Below are 18,209 nucleotides of genomic sequence, written 5' to 3' on the forward strand. Positions count from 1 at the left end.
CTCTTCCCAAACGGAAGAGGGTGAGGGGAAAGAGGTTTAGTGAACCTGCGGATCCGCCGGGGAGGCGTTGTTGCGGATCTCAGCGATATCCATCGAATTGAACACATAGTGCGTACCGCAGTAGTCACAGTGCATATCAATTTCGCCGTCTTCCGCCATGATGCTGTCGATCTCTTCATCCGGCAGGGTTTTCAGTGCGCCAGCGCAGCGCTCGCGGGAGCAGGTGCACTTAAACTCCACGGACTGCGGGTCGTAGACGGTCACTTCTTCTTCGTGGTACAGACGCCACAGCACGTCGGTCGCCGACAGGTTGAACAGCTCTTCCGCCTTGATGGTTTCGGTCAGCGTCGCCAGGTGCTCAAAATCATTGGTCTGCGCGTCCTGCGCAGGCAGAACCTGCAGCAGCATCCCGCCAGCAGCTGGCTGGCCGTCCACTTCACCGGTGCGGATGAAGAGACGCGTCGGCAGCTGTTCAGAACGCATGAAGTAATCTTCCAGGCAGGCTGCCAGGGTATCGCCTTCCAGGCCGACCACGCCCTGATAGCGTTCACCTTCCTCCGGGGAGATGGTGATCACCAGGTAGCCATTACCTACCAGCGTTTTGAGGTCAGCATTTTCAGGCACGTCGCCCTGAACGCGCGCCACGCCGCGCATCTGCTGCTGGTTATTGCCGTTGATCACCGCCAGCGACATTGGGCCGTCACCCTGCAGCTGCACGGTGATATCGCCGGCAAACTTCAGCGTTGCGGTCAGCAGGCTGGTGGCAACCAGCAGTTCGCCCAACAGGGTCTTCACCGGCAGCGGGTAGTTGTGGTTTTCCAGAATCTGTTTCCAGGTTTCGGATACGGTGACCAGCTCGCCGCGCACGGCGAATTGTTCAAACAGATAGCGGTGTAATTGGTCGTGTTGGGCCATTTTCATCTCTCGTGCGGGTGAGGGTTACTCGCTCTCACCGTGTTTAAATTTCATCAGATCGCGGCGCTCTTTTTTATCCGGTCGCCGGTCCGGGTGGGGCATGGTCAGCGCATTCATTTTGCGCGCCAGCGCGGTCTTCTCGCGCTTTTCAATGCTTTCCGCCGTCTCTTCATAAAGCAGGACGGCTTCCGGGGCGGGCCGTCGTTGTTCGGTAATGGCTTTAATCACTACCGTACGTTCATCGTTGCCCTGACGCAGCGTTAAGGTGGCATTCAGCTCAACCAGCTTGCTTGGTTTGCTGCGCTGGCCGTTGTAATGCACCTTTCCGCCGTCAATCATCTCGCGGGCAAGGGCGCGCGTTTTATAAAAACGCGCCGCCCACAGCCATTTATCCAGTCTTACCCCGTCAGAGGGTTTTTCTTTCATGGCCTCTCCTTCACGGTCAGTGAGGGGATCATCTGGCGGTAGTCGTTCAGTCCCGGGTGGCGCAGATAGCTTTTTTCAGCCAGGCCAGAGTCAGGATTGGTGACGCCCAGACAATAGCGAATGCCAAACCTTGCCGCGGAATCCAGAATGGGCTCGCTGTCGTCAATGAACAGCGTACGTTCCGGCTGCAAGCCCGTCTCTTCCTTCACCGCATGCCATAACCGCTGATCCTCTTTCGGATAACCAAATGTGTGGGTGGAAAGTAATAAATCAAGGTGTGATGCCAGACCCGTATGCTCTAGCTTCACGGCCAGGTTATGGGGATGCGCATTGGTCAGCAAAATACGGCGTTTGCCGCTGGCTTTCAGCGCATCCAGGAACGGAACCGTATCCTCGCGCAGTATGGCGCGTGGACCCTGGGCGGTGGTCATGGCACAAATATCCAGACCGAGGCGCTCGCTCCAGTAGTCCAGACAGTACCAGTTTAGCGTATGTTGCACGGCGCTATATTGCGAACGAATGAATGCCTGCGCTTCTGCCGGGGAGATTCCCTGCTGCTCGCCATAGGTTTCCGGCACCAGCGTTTGCCAGAAATAGTTATCAAAGGCGAGATCGAGCAGCGTGCCGTCCATATCCAGCAGAACGGTGTCGACCTGCTGCCAGTCGATATCAAGATGCATAGGGGGGAACTCCAGCCAGAAGAAACGTGCGCGACAGGGTAGCACATCTTGTCGCGCAACGACGTTATCAGATCAGGCTCTCAGAGGAGGGGATCAGCTTAGGATTGAGGCAATTTTCATAATATTGCTGGATCTCTGCAAGCCGGGTGCGCGAGCGCTGGTAGCGTCGCAGGGCCATAAAGCCGTTCCAGAAAATGGCGATCAGCATCGCGGTCATCAGCAGAGAGGTACCGATGTAGCGCCATAAACCTGCGCTATCCGGCATCCGGTGCAGGCCGATATGGCGAGTGCCGTTGGCGTCGGTATAAACACTCGTGACAATCCCTTCTGCGCTGAACGGCGTTTGCATCAGCATCTGCGCCAGGCGCTGGAACTGGCTCCACTGCTCCTGCGCCGGGTAGTCATAAAGCGCCACCTGCGGGTAAGGCTGATCGACCAGGTCGCTGCCTTCATCGCTTGCAATCACAAAGCCTCCCGGTGCCGGGCTGTTCAGCGCCTGAGCCGCCCGGGTGGTTTCGCGCATCATAAACGGTGATGTGGAGGTGGCGACCAGGTTATCCAGCGATTCAGCACTCACCGGACGCAGCAGCACGTTGACGCCATCCAGTCGTCCCGCTTCGGCGCGCTTTACCAGCGAGTCCCAGTCTTTACTGTTCCCCAGGTTGACCAGGGCATTTTTAAGACGTATGCACTCATCCTGCGAAGAACAGAGATCCTGCGTTTTCAGAACGATGTCACCAAAATCATCCAGCAGAACCATGCCTGATTTTTGAATGGCCGAACGCAGTGCGGGACTAACGCGTGAATCATCGTCCGGTTTCGGGTGCAGCTGGCGGTTAACCGTCTGGGTAAGCGCCGTGGCTTTATTCACCACTTCTGATTCCGGCAGCGGCAGCGGCGGTGCGTCGTTCCAGATAATTTGCGAGCAATCGAAAGGCATGAACGGCGAGTTCTGACGCGTGTTCCATGCCCCCGGCGTGTGAATATTACACATCCCGGTTCCCTTCAGGCGCAGCGTGTCCCCCACGCGCACACCGGCTTCATCCAGCTTGTTGACGCTGGTCGCTTCAATGGTTTGCGCCCCTTTGATCCACGACAGGGTGAATTTGATGGGCATATCCAGCGGTACGAAAAGCAGCAGCATGACTAAGACCAGCGCCGCGCCCCCGGCAATGACCGTGCTGCGAAGCCAGTGCTGAAGCGGGAAATTTTTCACTTCATCATGCAGGGATAAGAAGCGTCCCTGACGCACGACGTGGCGGTCAAGGTAGATATCAATATCGGTTTTCTGGCCTAAATCCTGCGCGATCCACGGTTGCCAGTGGCGCGGGTAAATCAGATCAATAATCCCGAGCGAGATATTGTTGAGGTGTTCCTGATCGTTTTCACCGAACAGACCCCAGCGCTTTGGCGTCCCGCGCAGGCAGTGGATCTCGCGCAACGAGGTTTTGGCCGGTGGAGCAAAGAGCCCCCAAAGCCCGCCCGCCAGCAGCAGCACCGCACCGCCCGCCAGCCAGGGGACAAACACATCCGGCGTCAGCAGGCAGAAAAAAAAGAGCAGGAAGGCGGCGACGATCAGCAGGGCTTCACGAATGCCGTCCGGGCGGCTCAGGGCGTACTCTTCATGCGTCTCCTGACGAATGTTCAGCAGTTCAATCTGCTCTGTCTCTTCGCCACGAATAGAAGCCTGCGTCGAACTGGCGCGCTCCAGCGCAAAACGCGGGGCTTCCTGAAGATATTCATTCAGCGTGTGGCCGTTAAGCGAGATAACCAGAGGCAATGAATCGGTGTGAATCAGCTCAACGCTGTTTTCGTCATTAATGTATTGCTCCCAGGACGGAGGGAGATGCACTTCGACGGAATCAAGGTAATAGCGCCACTTGTTGGGGTCATCAGTCGTGATGCCGTAGCGCGTGATGGATCGCGTCACGCAGAGCACGGTATCACTCTGCGCATTAAGCTTTAACGCCACGGGCGCAGCGGTGGCACCCGTTGGCCCAGGCGTGAGCTGAGTACGGTTCAGGATTTCGAGATAGTTTTCAACCGCATCGCGCTCGTCTTGCGTGAGTTTACGCGTGGTCGCGCCCGCAAATGCAGTTAAAAAAGGCAGGCGATAACGGCGCTGTATGCGGCGCCTGTACAACCACCCTGCAACCAATGCGCTGGCCAGCATAGCAGCGAGAACAATCAAAATGGTGCTCATGCTTTCCCCATCTTACTTATCTTCTTACAGGTGTAGTCAGTAGCACCTTTACATTGAATGAGAGTCTGTGGCTGGCTATCGGCAAGTATGGAGTCGAACTTGAGCATTCTGAAGCGCATCCCAGTGACCGGTGATGATAGCAAAGCCTGTTATGGCGCGATATCAGCAAATTCCTGGAAACATTTCAACCTCTTGACATTTGTTTTGAATTGAGGATTGATCCCTGCTACGTTGCATAAATGTAAATAAAGAACGATTGACATTGCCGAAACCGTGCGGCGTATCGCACAATAACGCCAGTTCTCACTGCTAAGACCCATCACGATGAGCAAACCACTACAAAAACCCACCATTCTGAATGTTGAAACAGTCGCCAAATCGCGCCTGTTTAATGTCGAAAGTGTGGATCTGGAGTTCAGCAACGGTGTGCGTCGCGTTTATGAACGTATGCGCCCCTCGTCGCGCGAAGCGGTGATGATTGTGCCGATTGTCGACGATCATCTGATTTTGATCCGCGAATACGCTGTGGGAACGGAATCTTACGAGCTTGGGTTCTCGAAAGGGCTGATCGACCCGGGCGAAACCGTCTTTGAAGCGGCAAACCGCGAGCTGAAAGAAGAGGTGGGGTTCGGGGCGAATGAGCTTTCATTCCTGAAAAAACTGAGCATGGCGCCGTCCTATTTTTCCAGCAAAATGAATATCGTGGTGGCTGAAGATCTCTATCCTGAATCGCTGGAAGGGGATGAGCCGGAGCCGCTGCCGCAGGTTCGCTGGCCGCTGGCGCATCTGATGGACCTCCTGGAAGACCCTGACTTTAATGAGGCTCGCAACGTGAGCGCGCTGTTCCTGGTACGGGAGTGGCTGAAGGGGCAGGGGCGACTGTAGGCCATAAAAAAGCCGGGTGGCGGCTTCGCCTGACCCGGCCTACGCTGTATTGCCCGGTTTTTACCGGGCATTTTTACATTTAGAACAGCTCGTGCGTTTCGCCGTTATCGATAATCTCTGTACCCACCTCATGCACCGCCTGTGTGGTTGGCTGTGTGCCCTCGATGAAATACTCCTCGCGACTATTACCGCCGTTGGCGAGCTGGCCCGTGCTGCGGTCGATATTGACCGTCACCACGCCTGGCGGTGGCGTCAGCGGCTGCTCCGGCACGCCTTCAAGAACGGCCTTCATGTAGGCGTCCCAGGCTGGCTGCGCGCTCTTCGCGCCGCCTTCATAGCCGGAAATCTGATCTTTAATTGCGCCGGAGGCCGTGGTACGCCCTAAATCGCGGCGGTGATCGTCGAAGCCGATCCAGACCGAGGTCACCACGCCCGGACCGTAACCGGAGAACCACGCGTCTTTCGAGCTGTTGGTTGTCCCCGTTTTACCGCCGATATCATGGCGCTGCAGATCGCGTCCTGCGCGCCAGCCGGTACCCTGCCAGCCTGGCTCACCGAAGATGTTGGTGTTCAGCGCGCTTTTGATCAGGAAAGACAGCGGCGTGTTGATCACATGCGGGGCGTATTCCTGCGCGCCGGTCTGCGCCACCAGCGCCTGGTTCGCCTGCTCGAGCTGCGGCTGCGGCACCACGCCGTTCTGCTGCTCCTGCGACACGGCAGGATCTTCCATGTCCTTGTTTTCAAGTACTTCAGATTTCGGCGTATTGCCATAAATGACCGGAATATCGCAGTCAGGGCAGGCAATTTTCGGCTTCGCCTCGAACAGCACGCCGCCCTGATCGTTCTCGATCTTGCTGATGAAGTACGGGTCAATCAGGAAGCCGCCGTTGGCCATCACCGAGTATCCACGCGCGACCTGAAGCGGCGTAAAGGAGGCTGAGCCTAACGCCAGCGACTCGGTGCGAACGATGTTCTGCGCCGGGAAACCGAAGCGCTGCAGATACTCTGCGGCATAGTCGACCCCCATGGCGCGCATGGCACGCACCATCACCACGTTTTTCGACTGTCCCAGACCCTGACGAAGACGAATCGGGCCGGCATATTCCGCAGGGGAGTTTTTCGGCTGCCAGTCGGAACCCGCCCCCGCATCCCAGCGGGAGATTGGCACGTCGTTGAGGATGCTGGCGAGGGTCAGGCCCTTATCCATCGCGGCCGTGTAGAGGAACGGTTTGATATTCGAACCGACCTGACGCAGCGCCTGGGTGGCACGGTTAAATTTGCTCTGGTTGAAATCGAACCCGCCTACCAGGGCCAGTACAGCGCCGTTCTGCGGATTGATAGAAACCAGGGCCGAGTTGACGTCCGGCACCTGCGCCAGCCACCAGGATTCGCCAACCTTGCGCACCCAGATTTGCTGCCCGGTCTGTACCGCATCGGTCACTTTACGCGGCGTGACGCCCTGCAGGGTATCCGAGCGGTACGGACGCGCCCAACGGATACCGTCCATGCGCAGGGAGACGGACGTACCGTCCGCGAGCGTTGCAACGGCTTCCTGAGGATCGGCCTGCGTCACCACCGCAGGAAGGAGCGGCCCGTAGGTAGGCAGTGCTCTCAGCGTACTGATGATTTTTTTGCTGTCCCACGCGCTTTCGCCCACCTTCCAGAGCACGTTTGACGGGCCGCGATAGCCGTGACGCATATCGTAGTCCATCACGTTGTTGCGCACCGCGTCCTGCGCCGCCTGCTGCACTTTACGGGTGACGGTGGTGTACACGCGATAGCCATCTTCATAGGCCTTGTCGCCATAACGGTTCACCATCTCCTGGCGAACCATTTCGGTCAGGTAAGGCGCAGAGAAGGCGATCTCCGGGGCGTGGTAGTTAGCGTCAATGACGTCGTTGCGCGCCTGGTCGTACTCGCTCTGGCTGATATAGCCTTCGCTCAGCATACGTGACAGGACGACGTTACGACGCGCGGTGGCGCGATCGAGCGAGTAGAGCGGGTTAAACGTGGACGGCGCTTTTGGCAGACCGGCGATGGTGGCCATTTCGCTTAAGGTGAGTTGCTCCACAGGCTTACCGAAGTACACCTGCGCGGCCGCCCCCACGCCATAGGCACGGTAGCCCAGGTAGATTTTATTGAGGTACAGCTCAAGGATCTCATCTTTGCTCAGCAGCTGCTCAATACGGATCGCCAGGAACACCTCTTTGATCTTACGGGTCAGCGTCTTTTCAGGGCTGAGGAAGAAGTTACGCGCCAGCTGCTGCGTAATGGTACTCGCCCCCTGAGAGGCGTGACCAGAGAACAACGCAATGCTCGCGGCACGGAAAATCCCCACCGGATCGACACCGTGGTGCTCGTAAAAACGGCTGTCCTCCGTGGCGATAAAGGCTTTCACCATCACGGGTGGAATTTGGTTTAAGGTCAGCGGGATACGACGCTTCTCGCCATACTGCGCCATGAGCTCGCCATCGGCGCTATAGACCTGCATCGGGATCTGGAGACGCACATCGCGAAGCGTGGCGACATCAGGTAGCTGTGGCTCAATATATTTGTACAAACCGTAAATCGAGCCTGCTCCCAGCAGAATGCAACAGACTGCAAGGATGAATAAATACTTTACGAACTTCACCGGAGATTTCCCATTTGGTTTCACTTGGGCAGTTTCTAAACAATCGCGCGGTAGTATAAAGGCAAGCCTGATTCATTGATATAGCCGTCAGGGCGACGGGCGATAAGGAGATCGTGAAGCATGGCCTTCAAAACATGGCAAACGGGCGTTCATATTCAACAGGATAGGGTGCTGATCGTGGCGCTGGACCGGGATAAGTCCGGCAGGCGTCTGCGGCGCTGGTGGGCAATCCCGCTGGGCGAAGGCATCATTCGTGACGGCAAAATTTGCCAGCCAGAACAGCTGGTTGATGCGTTGCGCGACTGGCGAAAAACGCTGCCGCACGCCCATCGGGTGTTCCTCTCTTTCCCGGCAGCACGTACCCTGCAGCGGTCGCTTCCCCGCCCGACCGTTGCGCTGCGCGACAGCGAGCAGCTCTCATGGCTGGGTAGCGCGCTCGCCCGCGAACTGGAGATGTCTGCCGATACCCTCTGTTTCGATTACGCGCAGGATACCTTCAGCAATACCTTTCACGTGACGGCCGCACAAAACAACGAGATCGATACCCTTCTGGCGCTGGCGAAAACGCTGCGTTTGCGGCTGGTGACCATTACCCCGGATGCCAGCGCGCTGACGAATCTTCTTTCCGCAGTGGCGCCAGCGCAGTGCGTTGCCTGGCGGGACGATCGGCAGTGGCTCTGGGCGATGCGCCACCAGTGGGGACGCCGCTTAACTACCGAAGCAGAAAACGTGGCCGAGCTGGCGGCGCTGCTGGCGCTTGGTCCGGATGACATCGCGCTGTTTGATTGCCAACGTGATCCGTGGGAAATCCTGGAACGCTGCCATGCTCCGCTGCCGGAATGCGGGGCTGATTATACCGTCGCGCTGGCGTTGGCCATGAGCGAGGTGCCCGGATGAGCATCCTGAATTTTCTGCCCTGGCGACAGCAGCGGCGCGCGCGATGCCTGCGCTTCTGGGGCGCAATGTGTATCGGCACAGTACTGTTAATGTTCGTAGTCATTGTTTGTCTGCGGATGAACCAGTTCGTGAAACTGCGCGCGCTGCAAACGGATCTGACGGGAATGCAGTCCGTGCAGCACACGCTTGTCGCCCGGCAAAAACTGGCCGCACAGGCGCAGCTCCCCGTGCAAACCAGGCAACGACGCGCATGGCAACCGGTGCTGGCCTCCCTTTCCCGCGCCATTCCTTCACAGGTCTGGCTGACAGAGCTGCGCTATCAGCCGCCTGCGCTGATTTTGACCGGTTACGCCATCACCCTGCCGGCCCTCTCTGCCCTGCGCGATGGGCTGGGACAACTCGCGGGCTTTACGCCCGGGACGCCGGGCGAGCTTCGTCAGGATAGCCGGGGGCACTGGATGTTTACGCTTCATCTCAAAAGTGAGGGGTAACGCGTGAATACCTTGTTAGAACGCTGGTGCGAAAGCCGTCCCTGGCATCGGGTACTCTGCTGGTGCCTGGGGAGTCTCCTGGCAGGGCTGGTCGCGTGGGGGGCGTTGCTCAGACCGGTAGACAGGCAGTGTGCTGAACAACAACGCCAGCTGATTGAGAATGTAAGCACTAATGCATCGTTATGGCCTGTTGTCAGAAAGGGGCCGTTTCTTCCGGACGCTGCAAAGGCACGGGCGCTGACGCCATTCTCCCCGCTCGATTTTCAGAACGATGAGACGACGCTGGTTCACTGGAAGCCGCTGCAGAATGGAGGGGAACTGACGCTGGATACGGAGTGGCAGGCCATTCCGGAACTTTTTTCCCGTCTGGCACAGCAGGATGTGCAGATCGCCGCTTTCGCGATTGCGCCACAAGGTACGGCGTTACGCCTGCAGCTGGAGCTGGAACATGCGAAATAGCGCGCGATGTTTGCTGGTTTGCTCAGTGCTGCTATTGACCGGTATGCGCGATCCGTTTCGTCCCCCGGACGATCCTTGCGCCATTGGCGAGCTGGCGCAGTGGCGCTTTCGCGGCCTGGTGGAAGGGCAGGAGACTATCGGCATTTTACAGGATGGGGAAAAGCGCTGGCACCGGCTGAAAATGCATGAGCGCTTCCCGGCTGGCTGGAGGATAACCGCCGTCAATGCAGCGGAGCTGGCGGTTGATGTGGGTGACACCTGTGACCCGGGAAAATGGACGTGGCAACGAGAAGGAACGGACAAAAATGAATTTACGGATAATGCTGTGGCTGCTGGCGTTCAGCCAACCGCTGTGGGCCGCCGCGCCAAAACCGGTCACGCTGGTGGTGGATGACGTGCCTGTGGTCCAGGTGTTACAGGCCCTGGTCGCACAGGAGAACCGTAATCTGGTGGTATCGCCTGATGTCAGCGGTACGCTTTCGCTTAACCTGACGCGCGTCCCCTGGAGGCAGGCGTTACGAACGGTCGTCTCCAGCGCCGGACTCGTCTTGCGCGAGGAGGGCGGTATTTTTTATGTGCATACCGCGGCCTGGCAGCGTGAACAGCGGGAGCGTTCAGAGCAGGAACAGGCGCGTCGACAGCTTGATGCCCCGCTGGTCACTCAGGGCATTCCCTTTTCTTATGCGGATGCCGGGGAGCTGCAAAAAGCCGCGGAAAAACTCCTGAGCCCAAAGGGGAGCTTATCCGTCGACAAACGTACTAACCGCCTGCTGATTCGGGATAACCAGGCTGCGGTGGATACGCTGCGGCGCTGGGCCGCCGAGATGGATATTCCCGTCGAGCAGGTCGAACTGGCGGCGCATATTGTGACCATCAACGAAAAAAGCCTGCGCGAGCTGGGGGTGAAGTGGAATCTCGCCGACGCTACCGACGCGGGCAAGGTGGGACAGCTCACGACGCTGGGCAGCGATCTTTCTGTTGCCAGCGCCACCAGCCACGTGGGGTTTAATATCGGTCGGATTAACGGCAGGTTGCTTGATCTGGAACTTTCAGCGCTGGAGCAAAAACAGCAGGTCGATATTATCGCCAGCCCGCGGCTGTTGGCCTCGCATATGCAACCTGCCAGCATTAAGCAGGGCAGTGAGATCCCGTATCAGGTCTCAAGCGGGGAAAGCGGCGCCACCTCCGTTGAGTTTAAAGAGGCGGTACTCGGAATGGAGGTCACACCGGTGGTATTGCCGGGGGGACGCGTGCGCCTGAAACTACACATCAGCGAAAATATGCCGGGACAGGTTCTGCAGCAGGCCGATGGCGAAACGCTGGCTATCGACAAGCAGGAGATAGAAACCCAGGTGGAAGTAAAAAGTGGAGAAACGCTGGCGTTGGGCGGAATATTTTCCCAGAAGAACAAAACCGGCAGTGACAGCGTACCCGGTCTGGGAAGCATCCCCTGGATTGGGTCGCTTTTTCGCCATGACGGGAAAGACAACGAACGGCGTGAATTAGTGGTGTTTATTACACCACGTCTGGTCGGTATTCGCTGACGGGTAACGATCCCCGCAATGATTTTGCATTCAGTTTGTTGCAGATGTTTGACGTGGGGCATGAATTAGCATACAAGGAGTACCGATTTGAGTTGGACTTACGTCTTATTACCTTATGCGCCCAGCGCGGTGATTTAATCAGTTGCCAAACAAGCCGGAGTATTGAGATAATTTTTAGTCTGACTCTCGCTCTATTGCATATGAGGTTTCAGTTCATGTCCTGCTACGCCGGGTGTCTGCGAAGCGGGGATTACCATTAACGAATAGTCTTAGTAGTACCGATAAAATGGCAGAGAAACGCAATATCTTTCTGGTTGGGCCTATGGGTGCCGGCAAAAGCACTATTGGGCGTCAGTTAGCTCAACAACTCAATATGGAATTTTACGATTCTGATCAAGAGATTGAGAAACGAACCGGAGCTGATGTGGGCTGGGTTTTCGACGTAGAAGGCGAAGAAGGTTTCCGTGACCGAGAAGAAAAAGTGATCAACGAACTCACGGAAAAACAGGGCATCGTTCTGGCAACAGGCGGCGGCTCTGTGAAATCTCGCGAAACCCGCAACCGTCTCTCCGCCCGTGGCGTAGTGGTCTATCTTGAGACGACCATTGAGAAACAGCTGGCACGTACGCAGCGCGATAAAAAGCGCCCGCTGCTGCAGGTTGAAACGCCACCACGCGAAGTTCTGGAAGCGTTGGCCGATGAACGCAATCCGCTGTATGAAGAGATTGCCGATGTGACCATTCGTACCGACGACCAGAGCGCTAAAGTGGTTGCAAACCAGATTATTCATATGCTGGAAAGCAACTGATTCTGGCTTTATATACACTCGCCTGCGGGTAAAAGCATTAAAGGTGGATGTCGCGTCATGGAGAGGATTACAGTTACTCTCGGGGAACGTAGTTACCCTATCACCATCGCGGCTGGTTTGTTTAACGACCCAGCTTCCTTTTTACCACTGAAAGCGGGTGATCAGGCGATGCTGGTCACCAACGAGACGCTGGCTCCGCTTTATCTCGACCGCGTACGCCACCTGCTTGAGCAGGCGGGCGTAAAAGTCGACAGTGTGATTCTCCCCGATGGCGAGCAGTATAAAAGCCTGACGGTACTGGATACCGTCTTTACCGCATTGCTGCAAAAACCGCATGGTCGCGATACAACACTGCTTGCCCTGGGCGGCGGTGTTGTGGGCGATCTGACCGGCTTTGCGGCCGCAAGCTATCAGCGTGGTGTCCGCTTTATTCAAATCCCAACCACGTTGCTGTCCCAGGTCGACTCCTCTGTCGGTGGTAAAACGGCAGTGAACCATCCGCTCGGCAAAAACATGATTGGCGCGTTCTACCAGCCCGCATCGGTGGTGGTGGATCTCGACTGTCTGAAAACCCTGCCCAAGCGCGAGCTGGCTTCGGGTCTGGCGGAAGTGATCAAATACGGCATTATTCTGGACGGCGAGTTCTTTAACTGGCTTGTAGAGAATATGGATGCGCTGCTGGGCCTCGATGAGGCAAAACTGGCATACTGTATTCGTCGTTGCTGTGAGCTGAAAGCAGAAGTTGTTGCCGCAGACGAGCGTGAAACGGGCTTACGTGCTTTACTGAATCTTGGGCATACGTTTGGTCACGCGATTGAAGCCGAAATGGGTTACGGCAACTGGCTGCACGGTGAAGCCGTCGCGGCCGGCATGGTGATGGCTGCCCGCACCTCTGAACGCCTTGGGCAGTTCAAACCGGAAGAGACGGCACGTATCATTGCGCTGCTTGAGCGTGCAGGTTTGCCGGTGAACGGGCCGCAGGAGATGTCGGCGCAAGCGTATTTACCCCACATGATGCGCGATAAAAAAGTATTGGCAGGTGAGATGCGTCTTGTACTCCCGCTTGCAATAGGGAAGAGTGAAGTGCGCGGCGGAGTGCCGCACGATGTCGTTCTTGGCGCTATCGCTGACTGTCAGCAGGCGTAACAACTAGAAAGGTCAGGCCACTGTCGCAGGTGGTCGTTTAGCTTCAGGTGAAATGCAAAGTCGTTGGCATAAGCCTTTGAGTGGGGTGTTAAATGGATGAATTCAAACCAGAAGACGAGCTGAAACCCGATCCCAGCGATCGTCGTACTGGTCGTTCTCGTCAATCTTCAGAACGTGATAACGAGCCGCAGATCAACTTTGACGATGTTGATCTGGATGCAGACGATCGTCGCCCTTCGCGCAGCCGCAGCGCGCACGAAGAGCGAGCAGAAGAGGATTATGAGTCCGAAGAAGATTCAATGGACGAACAGCCTGTAGAGCGTCGCCCGCGTAAACGTAAAAAAGCCGCTGCGCCAAAACCGGCGTCCCGCCAGTACATTATGATGGGCCTTGGCGTTCTGGTGCTTGTGCTGCTGATTGTCGGCATTGGCTCCGCGCTTAAAGCACCGTCAACGAACTCAACCGAGCAAACGGCTTCCGCTGAGAAGAGCATCAACCTTTCCGGTAACGATGCGTCCAATCAGGCGAATGGCGCACAGCCAGCGCCGGGTGCTACTTCCGCAGAGCAGACCGCCGGTAACACCACAGCGCCGCAGGATGTTTCTCTGCCGCCCGTTTCTTCAACCCCAGCTCAGGGTCAGGCACCTGTTGCGCCAGAAGGTCAGCAGCGTGTGGAAGTTCAGGGAGACCTGAACAATGCGCTGACGCAGCCGCAGAACCAGCAGCAGGTTGATAACGTCGTGGTTAACTCTACGCTGCCAACTGAACCTGCAACCGTTGCCCCGATTCGCGGCGGTAACGCTCAGCCGCAAACGGCCGCGACGGAAACCAAACCGCACCAGACGCAGACTACAACACGTCCTGAGCGTAAGCAGGCAGTGATTGAGCCTAAGCGTGAAACCAAACCTCAGGCAGTGGTAAAAACGCCTGAAGTGAAAGCCGTACCGACCCAGCCGAAACGCACGGAAACGGCTGCGGTGAGCGAGCCTGCTAAAGCGCCCGTCACGCAGACTGCGCCGAAAGCCACGGCGACCACCACGGCACCGGCTGCCACAGCGGCACCAGCCGCGACGGCAACCGCATCCAGCAGCGCGGCAGGTAAAACGGCAGGTAACGTCGGTTCGCTGAAGTCTGCGCCTTCCAGCAACTACACGCTGCAGCTGAGCAGTTCGTCTAACTACGACAACCTCAACAGCTGGGCGAAGAAATCAAATCTGAAAAACTATGTTGTTTATCAGACGACCCGTAACGGTCAGCCGTGGTATGTGCTGGTGAGCGGTGTTTATTCGTCAAAAGATGAAGCAAAACGTGCCGTAGCGGCGCTGCCAGCTGACGTTCAGGCGAAGAACCCATGGGCGAAGCCGATTCATCAGGTTCAGGCCGATCTGAAGTAATGTTTAAAGCGCAGGATGCTGTCGGAGCTTTCTCCACAGCCGGAGAAGGTGTAATCAGTTAGTCAGCATGAAAAAAAATCGCGCTTTTCTGAAATGGGCAGGGGGGAAATACCCCCTGCTCGATGATATTAAAAAGCACCTGCCTGAAGGCGAGTGTCTTATCGAACCTTTCGTGGGTGCGGGATCGGTGTTCCTCAACACCGATTTTTCTCGTTATATCCTGGCGGATATCAACAGCGACCTTATCAGCCTCTATAACATCGTTAAGCTCCGTACCGATGAGTATGTCGCAGAGGCGCGCAAGCTGTTTACGCCCGAGAACAATAACCCGGACGTTTACTACCAGTTCCGCGCGGAGTTTAACCAGAGCCAGGATCCGTTCCGCAGAGCCCTGCTGTTCCTCTATCTCAATCGTCATGGTTACAACGGCCTGTGCCGGTATAACCTGCGCGGGGAATTTAACGTGCCGTTTGGTCGCTACAAGCGCCCGTATTTCCCACAGGACGAGCTTTATCACTTTGCTGAAAAAGCGCAGAACGCGGAGTTTCATTGCCTCTCCTATGAAGAGTGTATGGAACTGGCAGGCGTTAATTCGGTGGTTTACTGTGACCCGCCATACGCGCCGCTGTCTGCGACGGCGAACTTCACCGCCTACCACACCAACAGCTTCAGCCCTGCCGAGCAGGCGCGTCTGGCGGAGATGGCGGAAAAGCTGGTCAGCAAAAGAATTCCGGTGTTAATTTCGAATCACGACACGCCTGATACGCGCGAATGGTACAAAGCCGCGAAGCATTTTCAGGTTAAGGTGCGGCGTAGCATTAGCAGCAACGGCGGCACACGTAAAAAGGTGGACGAACTCCTGGCTCTTTATCGCCCCTGAGCCGTTTTGCCCGCCGGTAAACACATTTCAAGGAGAAGCGGATGAAACAGTTTTTGATTGCTCCCTCAATTCTGTCGGCCGATTTTGCCCGCCTGGGTGAAGATACCGCCAACGCACTGGCGGCTGGCGCGGATGTCGTCCATTTCGACGTGATGGATAACCACTACGTTCCTAACCTGACCATCGGTCCGATGGTGCTCAAGGCGCTGCGTAACTATGGCATTACCGCCCCGATCGACGTTCACCTGATGGTGAAACCGGTTGATCGCATCGTGCCTGACTTCGCCGCGGCGGGTGCCAGCATCATCACCTTCCATCCGGAAGCCTCTGAACATGTGGATCGCACGCTGCAGCTGATCAAAGAGAACGGCTGTAAAGCGGGTCTGGTGTTTAACCCGGCCACGCCGCTGAGCTATCTCGACTATGTCATGGACAAGCTGGACGTGATCCTGCTGATGTCCGTTAACCCCGGTTTTGGCGGCCAGTCATTCATTCCTCACACGCTGGATAAGCTGCGTGAAGTCCGCCGTCGTATCGACGAGTCAGGCTACGACATTCGTCTGGAAGTAGACGGCGGCGTGAAAGTGAATAACATTGGTGAAATTGCGGCGGCAGGCGCGGATATGTTCGTTGCCGGTTCTGCCATTTTCGACCAACCGGATTACAAAAAAGTCATTGATGAAATGCGCCGCGAGCTGGCGAAGGTAAGTCATGGATAAATTACAGGCTATTCGGGGGGTGGCATTCGACCTCGACGGCACGCTGGTTGACAGCGCGCCGGGCTTAACGAGCGCCGTCGACCAGGCGCTGTATGCACTTGAACTCCCCGTTGCGGGTGAAGAGCGCGTCGTCACGTGGATTGGCAACGGCGCCGATGTTCTGATGGCGCGCGCGTTGACGTGGGCGCGTCAGGAGCGTGCGTCGCAGCGTTCCGCCCAGGGTAAACCGAGCGTCGATCACGCGGATATCCCGCAGGAAGAGCAGCTGCGTATTTTGCGCAAACTGTTCGATCGTTTCTATGAAGAGACCGTCGAGGAGGGCAGCTTCCTGTTCCCGGACGTTCAGGAAACGCTGAGCGCGCTGCACGCGAAGGGCATCCCGCTGGGTCTGGTGACCAACAAACCCACGCCGTTTGTCGCACCGCTGCTGGAAGCGCTCAATATCGCGAAGTATTTCTCCGTGATTGTGGGCGGCGACGATGTGCAAAACAAAAAGCCCCATCCGGAACCGCTGCTGCTGGTGGCAGGAAAATTATCCTTAACGCCTGCGGAGCTGCTCTTTGTCGGCGATTCCCGCAATGATATTCTGGCTGCCCGCGCGGCCGGGTGTCCTTCCGTGGGGTTAACCTATGGCTACAACTACGGTGAAGCCATCACGCTGAGTGAGCCGGACGTCGTTTTCGACCACTTCAAAGATTTGTTGCCCGCACTCGGGCTTTCGCACAGTGAACATCAGGAATTGAACAATGACTAAGCCCATCGTTTTTAGTGGCGCACAGCCTTCAGGTGAATTGACCATTGGTAACTACATGGGCGCGTTACGTCAGTGGGTCAGCATGCAGGATGACTACCATTGCATTTACTGCATCGTCGATCTCCATGCGATTACCGCCCGTCAGGATCCTGAGAAGCTGCGCAAAGCCACGCTGGACACCCTGGCGCTGTATCTGGCCTGCGGTATTGATCCAGAGAAGAGCACCATCTTCGTTCAGTCTCACGTGCCGGAGCACGCGCAGCTGGGCTGGGCGCTGAACTGCTACACCTATTTCGGCGAGCTGAGCCGCATGACGCAGTTCAAGGATAAGTCCGCGCGCTACTCTGAAAACATCAACGCCGGCCTGTTTGACTATCCGGTGCTGATGGCGGCAGACATTCTGCTGTATCAGACAAACCAGGTCCCTGTGGGCGAAGACCAGAAGCAGCACCTGGAGCTGAGCCGCGATATCGCCCAGCGCTTTAACGCGATCTACGGCGATGTGTTTAAAGTACCAGAGCCATTTATTCCGAAGTCCGGCGCACGCGTAATGTCGCTGCTGGAGCCGACCAAGAAGATGTCCAAGTCTGACGATAACCGCAACAACGTTATCGGCCTGCTGGAAGATCCGAAATCGGTGGTGAAAAAACTCAAGCGCGCGGTGACCGATTCCGACGAGCCGCCAGTCGTGCGCTACGACGTGCAGAACAAAGCGGGCGTCTCCAACCTGCTGGATATCCTCTCCGGCGTCACCGGCCAGAGCATCCCAGAGCTGGAAAAACACTTCGAAGGCAAGATGTACGGCCACCTGAAAGGCGAAGTGGCAGATGCCGTTTCCGGCATGCTTACCGAGCTGCAGGAGCGTTATCACCGCTACCGTAACGACGAAGCGTTCCTGCAGAAAGTGATGAAAGAGGGCGCGGAAAAAGCCAGCGCGCGCGCGTCCGAAACCCTGAAAGCGGTGTATGAAGCGATTGGGTTTGTGGCGAAACCTTAAGCCGCTGTGCCGGGTGGCGGCTTCGCCTTACCCGGCCTACGGGACCGTGTAGGTCGGGTAAGCGTCAGCGCCACCCGACAAAAAACACACTCTCCAAAACTAAAAAACCGGGATATCCCGGTTTTTTTATGCCTGTAAAACGCTTACTGCTGTGCCGCCGGGCCGCAACCACCGATGATCTTCGAAATGGAGATCGCCGGGTGCAGCAGATAATCGTAGCTGCAGTTATTTTTGGTGTTCTGTACGTGACCGGTGCAGGCCGTCAGCGTCGATAACAGGCCAACCAGAACGGCGGCTTTTGCCAGTTTGAACATATGCATTCCTTGTCTAAAAATGGATGTAATACGAGGGAATAAATGGAAAAGTTCCACTATGCGAG

General features: G+C 56.7%; 19 protein-coding genes. 13 read left to right on the forward strand and 6 right to left on the reverse strand.

Annotation, left to right across the window (positions count from 1 at the left end):
* Positions 1-36: 36 nt before the first annotated feature.
* The 4 genes from hslO to LLF79_RS19570 form a co-directional block, all read right to left on the reverse strand.
* A complete protein-coding gene (gene hslO, locus LLF79_RS19555; protein ID WP_161958630.1) occupies positions 37-921 on the reverse strand; it encodes an Hsp33 family molecular chaperone HslO in 885 nt (294 codons plus the stop codon).
* 18 nt (positions 922-939) lie between these two features.
* Positions 940-1,341, reverse strand: a complete 402-nt coding sequence (gene hslR / locus LLF79_RS19560) for a ribosome-associated heat shock protein Hsp15 (protein WP_008503044.1) — start codon at positions 1,339-1,341, stop codon at positions 940-942.
* On the reverse strand, positions 1,338-2,021 hold the full coding sequence (gene yrfG / locus LLF79_RS19565; protein WP_032653737.1) for a GMP/IMP nucleotidase: 684 nt from the start codon (positions 2,019-2,021) through the stop codon (positions 1,338-1,340). Before yrfG ends, hslR begins: the two co-directional genes overlap by 4 nt.
* 67 nt (positions 2,022-2,088) lie before the next feature.
* Positions 2,089-4,224, reverse strand: a complete 2,136-nt coding sequence (locus tag LLF79_RS19570; protein WP_227880227.1) for an intracellular growth attenuator family protein — start codon at positions 4,222-4,224, stop codon at positions 2,089-2,091.
* Between the two features lie 324 nt (positions 4,225-4,548).
* Here LLF79_RS19570 and nudE point away from each other — a divergent pair, with 324 nt between their 5' ends.
* A complete protein-coding gene (nudE, locus tag LLF79_RS19575; RefSeq protein ID WP_008503041.1) occupies positions 4,549-5,109 on the forward strand; it encodes an ADP compounds hydrolase NudE in 561 nt (186 codons plus the stop codon).
* Between the two features lie 79 nt (positions 5,110-5,188).
* On the opposite strand, the gene mrcA is transcribed toward nudE, so the two are convergent.
* Positions 5,189-7,741: a peptidoglycan glycosyltransferase/peptidoglycan DD-transpeptidase MrcA gene (gene mrcA, locus LLF79_RS19580; protein WP_008503040.1), complete on the reverse strand. Its 2,553-nt coding sequence runs from the start codon at positions 7,739-7,741 to the stop codon at positions 5,189-5,191.
* 120 nt (positions 7,742-7,861) lie between these two features.
* On the opposite strand from mrcA, the gene LLF79_RS19585 reads away from it, so the two are divergent.
* The 12 genes from LLF79_RS19585 (at position 7,862) to trpS (ending at position 17,830) form a co-directional block, all read left to right on the forward strand.
* Positions 7,862-8,638 (forward strand): hypothetical protein, encoded by a 777-nt coding sequence (locus tag LLF79_RS19585; protein ID WP_045353573.1) that lies wholly within the window; start codon positions 7,862-7,864, stop codon positions 8,636-8,638.
* Positions 8,635-9,129 carry a PilN domain-containing protein gene (locus LLF79_RS19590; RefSeq protein WP_045353572.1) on the forward strand — a complete coding sequence of 165 codons (495 nt, stop codon included), beginning with the start codon at positions 8,635-8,637 and terminating at the stop codon, positions 9,127-9,129. Before LLF79_RS19585 ends, LLF79_RS19590 begins: the two co-directional genes overlap by 4 nt.
* A gap of 3 nt (positions 9,130-9,132) precedes the next feature.
* Complete coding sequence (locus LLF79_RS19595) at positions 9,133-9,588, forward strand: HofO (protein ID WP_219283368.1); 456 nt, start codon at positions 9,133-9,135, stop codon at positions 9,586-9,588.
* Positions 9,578-9,982: a HofP DNA utilization family protein gene (locus LLF79_RS19600; protein ID WP_032664745.1), complete on the forward strand. Its 405-nt coding sequence runs from the start codon at positions 9,578-9,580 to the stop codon at positions 9,980-9,982. Before LLF79_RS19595 ends, LLF79_RS19600 begins: the two co-directional genes overlap by 11 nt.
* Entirely contained in the window at positions 9,894-11,132 is a 1,239-nt protein-coding gene (gene hofQ, locus LLF79_RS19605; protein WP_227880230.1) for a DNA uptake porin HofQ, read from the forward strand. The genes LLF79_RS19600 and hofQ overlap by 89 nt, the downstream gene beginning before the upstream one ends.
* A 286-nt stretch (positions 11,133-11,418) precedes the next feature.
* Positions 11,419-11,940: a shikimate kinase AroK gene (aroK, locus tag LLF79_RS19610; RefSeq protein WP_003861630.1), complete on the forward strand. Its 522-nt coding sequence runs from the start codon at positions 11,419-11,421 to the stop codon at positions 11,938-11,940.
* 57 nt (positions 11,941-11,997) lie between these two features.
* Complete coding sequence (aroB, locus tag LLF79_RS19615) at positions 11,998-13,086, forward strand: 3-dehydroquinate synthase (protein ID WP_063453065.1); 1,089 nt, start codon at positions 11,998-12,000, stop codon at positions 13,084-13,086.
* A gap of 92 nt (positions 13,087-13,178) precedes the next feature.
* Positions 13,179-14,480, forward strand: a complete 1,302-nt coding sequence (damX, locus tag LLF79_RS19620) for a cell division protein DamX (RefSeq protein WP_227880235.1) — start codon at positions 13,179-13,181, stop codon at positions 14,478-14,480.
* Between the two features lie 67 nt (positions 14,481-14,547).
* The gene (dam, locus tag LLF79_RS19625) at positions 14,548-15,360 is read left to right on the forward strand and encodes an adenine-specific DNA-methyltransferase (protein ID WP_008503033.1); all 813 of its coding nucleotides are present in this window, start codon (positions 14,548-14,550) and stop codon (positions 15,358-15,360) included.
* A gap of 41 nt (positions 15,361-15,401) precedes the next feature.
* The gene (gene rpe / locus LLF79_RS19630) at positions 15,402-16,079 is read left to right on the forward strand and encodes a ribulose-phosphate 3-epimerase (RefSeq protein WP_008503032.1); all 678 of its coding nucleotides are present in this window, start codon (positions 15,402-15,404) and stop codon (positions 16,077-16,079) included.
* Positions 16,072-16,833: a phosphoglycolate phosphatase gene (gph, locus tag LLF79_RS19635; protein ID WP_023326223.1), complete on the forward strand. Its 762-nt coding sequence runs from the start codon at positions 16,072-16,074 to the stop codon at positions 16,831-16,833. The genes rpe and gph overlap by 8 nt, the downstream gene beginning before the upstream one ends.
* Positions 16,826-17,830, forward strand: a complete 1,005-nt coding sequence (trpS, locus tag LLF79_RS19640) for a tryptophan--tRNA ligase (protein ID WP_024907925.1) — start codon at positions 16,826-16,828, stop codon at positions 17,828-17,830. Before gph ends, trpS begins: the two co-directional genes overlap by 8 nt.
* Positions 17,831-17,973: 143 nt before the next feature.
* Here trpS and LLF79_RS19645 read toward each other — a convergent pair whose 3' ends face one another.
* Positions 17,974-18,144, reverse strand: coding sequence for a YhfL family protein (locus LLF79_RS19645; protein WP_008503029.1), 171 nt, complete (start codon positions 18,142-18,144; stop codon positions 17,974-17,976).
* Between the last annotated feature and the right edge of the window lie 65 nt (positions 18,145-18,209).

This window comes from Enterobacter cloacae complex sp. 2021EL-01169 (genome assembly GCF_020733125.1).
Classification (GTDB): Bacteria; Pseudomonadota; Gammaproteobacteria; order Enterobacterales; family Enterobacteriaceae; genus Enterobacter; species Enterobacter roggenkampii.